This window comes from Erythrobacter donghaensis (genome assembly GCF_001557325.1).
In the GTDB taxonomy this organism is placed as follows: domain Bacteria; phylum Pseudomonadota; class Alphaproteobacteria; order Sphingomonadales; family Sphingomonadaceae; genus Erythrobacter; species Erythrobacter donghaensis_B.
This window is the reverse complement of sequence record NZ_LSJS01000228.1, coordinates 1-5,505: the sequence shown is the minus strand read 5'-3', so window position 1 is coordinate 5,505 and position 5,505 is coordinate 1. Positions and strand designations below refer to the sequence as shown.

The following is a 5,505-nucleotide window of genomic DNA, read 5'->3' as shown; positions in this document are numbered from 1 at the left end:
TCCTCACTCTTACATAAGTGTGAGGTCCTGTCCGGGGAATTCGGGGGCCGCTTCAAAGGGCCTGCAAACGACCGGCCTCGCTGGTGAGAGACGCGATCTTGGCTGCTATGTGTGAAGAAAGTGGTCCGACATCCTGTTGGGCAAAATCACGATCGCAGACAGGGCAGGTGTCGCCGTGAATATGCGGAACGACGCCGGCCAGCGCGGTCGCGAGCGATCTCGCATCTTCCGCGGAACCGGCCAGGTCCTTGTTCAATTCCTCAATGCGGCTCGTGGCGCGCTGCACGACGGCGTTCAGTTTCTCCACGTTTTCAGTGGCCGCTGTGTGTGTGGCGAGGAGCGATTCCAAACGTGTTTCTTCACCCGCCGCGCGCCGCAAAGCTTCGCTTCGGGCCTTCTCTGGCCCATCGTCCAGCGAAGGAACATCTGAAAAGGCCGATCGCGCAGCATCAATCGCTCGATCCAGCGCGTTCCCCGTTCGCTCGTCCGCTCGCCACGCTATGAATAAATTCGACGCAGCTTGATCGGCTCGCTCCTTTGCAGCAACGTCACGGCTAGCCTCTCCCGAGGGAAGCGATTGCCACCGCTCAAGCAATCCCCGCAGTTCGGAACGTTGCCGACTAAGATCGCTAAGGCCGCGATCTCCGTCATGCGCCAATCGAATGTCAGCTCGCATCGCGCTGAGATCGGTCTCATCCGTAACGATCAGTGGAGCGTTGCCGCCAAGGTTGCCCAAGATTTCGTTGATTCTGGCGCGACGGGCCTCAGCCTCCGTTTTCGCCGCAGCGATGGAGCGATCAGACTTACCGATTTGCTCCTGCAACGATGTTTTCAACATTTCCGCACGGCGGTAGTCGGGCGCGATCCGGCGGACTCGAGTCACATTAAACGCCGGGTCCAGGCCATCAACCAATGCGTCTAACGGATCGAGCCCGAGAAGTTCCTTCACGAACAGCGTCAAAGGCGACGTGCTGTCGGTCTTCTGATCATCATAGATTTCGAGCAGGCGGCCCAGGGTCGCCTGGGGCAGATAGCAACGCTCCGCGAAGAAGCGAGCATCACGCGCATCGAGCAATGGCGTTGGCGTAAATGTCCCGTCGTTAAACTTCAGGGTGCCTTCCGTACGTCCGCCTTCGCAATGCGGTGCTGAGGTCGCGAGCGAAATCGAACCACCACCGGAATCCAACGTGGTCAAATACGATTTGTAGCCTTCTCCATCCGCCGCGAGATGGGCAATTTTCCCCGTGAGGCCCAGCTCCAGGGCGGACAGCACGCTGGTCTTGCCCATGCCGTTCGTGCCGTGAACGAGCACAACCTGAGCATCGAGCGGGATAACGACCTTGCCGCGCAGACTCCGGAAATTCTCGATGATCAGGCTCTTGAGCCGCGGACCGGTCATTGCCCGTCTCCTTCGTCATCTAGGATCGCCTTGACGCTGGCGGTAATATCATTCGTTAGCACTGCTTCGACAGCGGCTTTCCCGTGAGGTGCCGCCGCCACGAGGGCATCCATCAACGAACCCTTGGCAGTATCTGGAGTGACTGTGCGCAGATCGCCTTCCCAATCGAGCAAGGTGTCGACGGCCGGAGGCTGTGTCAGCGGCAGAAGGACGGATAGCCAGTCGCGGACAGCACCGACCGCATCAGGCCCTGCCGGCGCGCCGACGGGAAGGACACGGCAAACCCGGCTTATCGATTGGACCGTCTCCGAGCGCGGTTGCCCCGATGTCAGCACGGCCGTGACCGGCCGTTTCGAGCGCTGGACGTCGAGCGCGCGAGTGAGCGCCAAGACTTTGCGAACGACAGCCTCGTCGGCTGTATCTCCTCGCAGCTCGATGACGATCACGAGGTCATTGGCTCGCTCGCCAGCGACGAGAGCGTAGGTGAAATCGAACGATTGCGAGCCCACTTTGAACGGCTTCGGCAGTGGCTTGTAGCCGCCCTCTTGGGTGAGGATGTCGACGACGCGATCACTCGTGCTCACAGCCCGACCTCCCCGCGAAAGCGATCACGGAGGTCATCGATATCTGCTGCCTCCGACAGCATCGGGCCAAGGGCGATGTAACGCGGGCCAAGAGAGCCGTCTCTTCGATCTCCGCTTGGGCTTCGTTGCTGCCGCTCAGCGACGCGTCCAGAACATATCACGACCGCATCGCTATCTGCTTCATCAAATGCTCCGCAGTCCAAGAGATTGGTGATGTTATCGTCGTTGGCGGCGAGGAACACGCGAGCGCTCGCGCCGGACGATGTTAGGCGGAGTGCCCCCGATCGAGGGTCTTCGGGATCGTCCACGGAACTCGTCCAGGCGGTAGCCTCTTCGAGGCCAACCAGCCCGAGCGCGACGGCCGCCTCCCGTTGGCCGGAACTTTTGAGCGCGGGCTTGCCTTGCATGAGATGCGCAGGTTGGTCGTCCAACGGAAAATAGCGTTGGCCCCCGGCGGCGCTCGTACCGTCCTGCAATTGATGCCGCGCCCTGGCCAAAACCGCCGCAATTGCTCGTGCAAGGCCAAGGCGATCACCATTGCCGGCGTCGGCGACACGGTCGCGCAATACCTTGATTCCCGTTGAAATCGCTGTCCGGGCGGCCGCATCGAGATTCGGAGCATGGGCGTCGTTGGCGAGCACCTCAAGCTTGGCAGCGAGCACGTGCAGGACGAGTGCCAATAGCAGCGGCTTGGCATATGCCTGTAGACGTGCTTCGTTGCAGATAGCATCCCGATGCGCCTCGTACTCCTGCTGGCCATAAACAACGATGAGTAGATCGCGCTGGTCATCACCGATCTTGTCGGCAGAAAAGACGATTGGTGTTGGCGCGTCCGTCCATTTCCACCCGTTTTGCTGATTTACCTTCGCGAAAAGGTGCTTGATGTTCTCATCTTGCGCGGACATCCCGATCATCAGGGTGCGCTTCGCTTGAACGAGAGCATGAAGTTGATCGCGAACGATAGTGAACCTATTATCGGTGTTCCACCCGGTAATTTGGGCTGAACGCGCGATAAGGAGAGGGCGATATGTACCTTCTTCGGCAATCGCCCTCAAAGCGCAGCCGTGAAATTTGTAGAGTTTTGCCGCCGCAGCCGGATTGCGAAGATCCTGGCCGGTCACTGTGATCCTGTAGAAGGTCTCGTCGTATCCGAGTTCCTTCATTGCGGCTTCAAGGAGCCCATCCCAATTTGCGGTCGCCAGATCGGTAACGGCCCCCTCAAGTGCCAGCATGCCTACTGCTAGATGCTCGGCATCGGCTTGTTGCGCCGCGAAAGTCGCGGGGAAATCCAGGCCATTCCACAAGAGGTAGTCCAATGGTTCGTCGGGAAGCTCGACCGACAGGACTGCAGAATATTGGCCCCAGAGCCGGCCGAGAATGGCTTTGATGCAAGCCCACTGGTCGCTGGGGACGTTAAAGTCGATCTGTGCAAGTTCAGTCGCATCAGGGGCGGCCATGTCGATGATCTTGTTAAGAGCGACGCGGTAACAACAATCTGCGTTCGCCGTGACCTTGCTTCGCAAGAACTCAATCAGTTTCGCCAGCACGCCATCGAGGCCGATAACTCGGTCTCTAGAGATGCCCGAGCCAAGCCAAAGCGCGTAAGAACCTTGGGCAATACCGGTTGCGAGGCCGGAATATTGGCCATCGAGAAGCACCAGCGTATCTTTGATCGAAATAGATGCAGCAAGCGTCAAACGCGATTCCCCCCAAGCCCTAGCGGCGATGTTATTGCATCGCAGAGCCGCTAGCCTACCAATTCTTGCACCCGTGTGGATAGTGCGATCGTTCATTGCAGGAGGCAGACCTTGCTCCCGCGACGACCGCAGACGTGACCTCTCGTCCTTTGTTTGGAACCAATGGTTCTCAAGCAAGGCCCATCTGACGGCGCTTGGCGATCGACATAGGCAGGATTGCTCAAAGGTTAGACCATGTGAGCTGGCGGAAGCTCCAGAAATAGCTGTTGGTCGTTTAACGACACCACATGTCATGATCTGGCCCAAATCTGTCAGTTTTTCTCAGGCTGGCAAAATCTGCCAATCGGCGAAGGTCTCCATGTGATAGACCCCAATGAAGTCAGTTTGAAATTCGCGATACTTCGCGGATCCACTCGTCAATTTCGGCTTCAACCCAAACAGCGCATTTGGGGCCGAGCGATCTCGACCTTGGAAATCGCCCTTCACTCATGCGCTGGTAAATGGCGGAGCGGCGTAGCCCGACACGCGCGATGACTTCCGGCAGGCGTAGAAGCCGAGCCGGCGGCAATGTGTCGGATGGTTGAGGGGGGCGCATGTCATCTTGAGTTGAAAGCGGCATTGCTGATCTCATTCGCTTGGGTTCGGACCCCTCCGACTCTGGAGATTACCGGGAAAGCGACATCGCGATGTCGCGGCCCACAAAATCATCGATGTGCTTGGCAAGCATTCGCGCCACGAGCTGCGCCGTGCCGCCCGCCCACCGAGGCCGCAGATCGTCAATCCGGCGGCCGAGGGTCCGCTGCAGATGGACGGGCAGGCTGGTGAAGAACTCTTCGAGAAATTCACCCATCTCGCCATGCATCCACTCGCAAGCGAGATCTTCCTGCCCGGCGAGAGCGAGGATCATGCTAGCTCGCGGGTGAGCTCCACAGGCGGCAAGCACACGAGCTGCCTCGTCGAGCCCGATGGGCCGCTCACCACGCGCAACGCGAAGCAGGGTTTCGCGATGCATCCCGCTTTCATTGGCAATCCTGTGGCGAGGTTTGTCAGCGGCATCGATCGCATGGGCAAGCACGCGAGCCAGGCTTTCATTGGCGGGTCTGGCGGCGGCGGTTGGATGGTGCATGGCTGTCTCCTAGGTTCTGCAATGGTGCGACTCGCAGGCATATCGCGAAGCATGCCATGTAGGAAAATGAAAAGAACATAGACGGAACATCTCGTTTAAAGGCGAATCAGTTCCTCTATCCGAGTCGTCGCCGAATCGCGGCTAGGGTGACGGTACTTGCCGACACATAAAGACTGATTTAGCGACATTATCGTCGGTTTTGATCGTCGGGCAGGAAAAGATGTGTCCGCATCTGTCCGCCTCCAGCGGAGACCAGAACACAACTCTTTCCTACGAACATTTCCTAGATGCATGTGGAACACACAGCGAACGCAAGGACGCTGTGACCACCCCTCCAACCGGAGCTTCACATGCAGTCTCTCACCCTCCCCCGGCGCGTCGGCGTCACGGGTCTCGGCCCAAAGCACCTTGGCAGTGCCCTCAACATTGCCATTCCGGTCGCAGTCGCGGCGCTTGCGGCAAGCGCCGCCTATGCCGGCGCTGACACGACCTTCACCCCTGCCCTCACCAAGTTCACCGACTTTCTCGAAGGTTCGGGCGGCAAGATCATCACGGTTCTCAGCCTTGCTGGCGGCCTGATCGGTCTGGCATCCGGGCGCTTTTCGCTCGGCCAGGTCGCCGTTCCGGTAGGCGTCGGCATCGGTGTCGGCACCGGTGTTCCGATCGTCACCTCGGTCGTGACCGCGGTCATCTGAACGC

6 protein-coding genes are annotated in these 5,505 nt (G+C 59.2%); 1 reads left to right on the top strand and 5 read right to left on the bottom strand.

Going from position 1 to position 5,505, the window contains the following annotated elements:
- Positions 1-52: 52 nt before the first annotated feature.
- The 5 genes from AX692_RS14060 to AX692_RS14045 form a co-directional block, all read right to left on the bottom strand.
- The gene (locus AX692_RS14060) at positions 53-1,399 is read right to left on the bottom strand and encodes an AAA family ATPase (protein ID WP_073976142.1); all 1,347 of its coding nucleotides are present in this window, start codon (positions 1,397-1,399) and stop codon (positions 53-55) included.
- Positions 1,396-1,983, bottom strand: a complete 588-nt coding sequence (locus AX692_RS14055; RefSeq protein WP_073976141.1) for a hypothetical protein — start codon at positions 1,981-1,983, stop codon at positions 1,396-1,398. The genes AX692_RS14060 and AX692_RS14055 overlap by 4 nt, the downstream gene beginning before the upstream one ends.
- Positions 1,980-3,680 (bottom strand): SIR2 family protein, encoded by a 1,701-nt coding sequence (locus tag AX692_RS14050; protein WP_155646323.1) that lies wholly within the window; start codon positions 3,678-3,680, stop codon positions 1,980-1,982. Before AX692_RS14050 ends, AX692_RS14055 begins: the two co-directional genes overlap by 4 nt.
- A 379-nt stretch (positions 3,681-4,059) precedes the next feature.
- Complete coding sequence (locus tag AX692_RS19155; RefSeq protein WP_155646324.1) at positions 4,060-4,275, bottom strand: AlpA family phage regulatory protein; 216 nt, start codon at positions 4,273-4,275, stop codon at positions 4,060-4,062.
- A 69-nt stretch (positions 4,276-4,344) separates the two neighbouring features.
- Positions 4,345-4,806, bottom strand: a complete 462-nt coding sequence (locus AX692_RS14045) for a hypothetical protein (RefSeq protein ID WP_073976139.1) — start codon at positions 4,804-4,806, stop codon at positions 4,345-4,347.
- 350 nt (positions 4,807-5,156) lie between these two features.
- Between AX692_RS14045 and AX692_RS14040 the strand changes: the two genes are divergently transcribed.
- The gene (locus AX692_RS14040; protein ID WP_073976138.1) at positions 5,157-5,501 is read left to right on the top strand and encodes a hypothetical protein; all 345 of its coding nucleotides are present in this window, start codon (positions 5,157-5,159) and stop codon (positions 5,499-5,501) included.
- Positions 5,502-5,505: the final 4 nt, after the last annotated feature.

Excerpts from the sequence above, each read along its gene's own strand:
- AX692_RS14060 (WP_073976142.1), bottom strand. The coding sequence starts at position 1,399 with ATGACCGGTCCGCGGCTCAAGAGCCTGATCATCGAGAATTTCCGGAGT.
- AX692_RS19155 (WP_155646324.1), bottom strand. The coding sequence starts at position 4,275 with ATGCGCCCCCCTCAACCATCCGACACATTGCCGCCGGCTCGGCTTCTA.
- AX692_RS14045 (WP_073976139.1), bottom strand. The coding sequence starts at position 4,806 with ATGCACCATCCAACCGCCGCCGCCAGACCCGCCAATGAAAGCCTGGCT.
- AX692_RS14040 (WP_073976138.1), top strand. The coding sequence starts at position 5,157 with ATGCAGTCTCTCACCCTCCCCCGGCGCGTCGGCGTCACGGGTCTCGGC.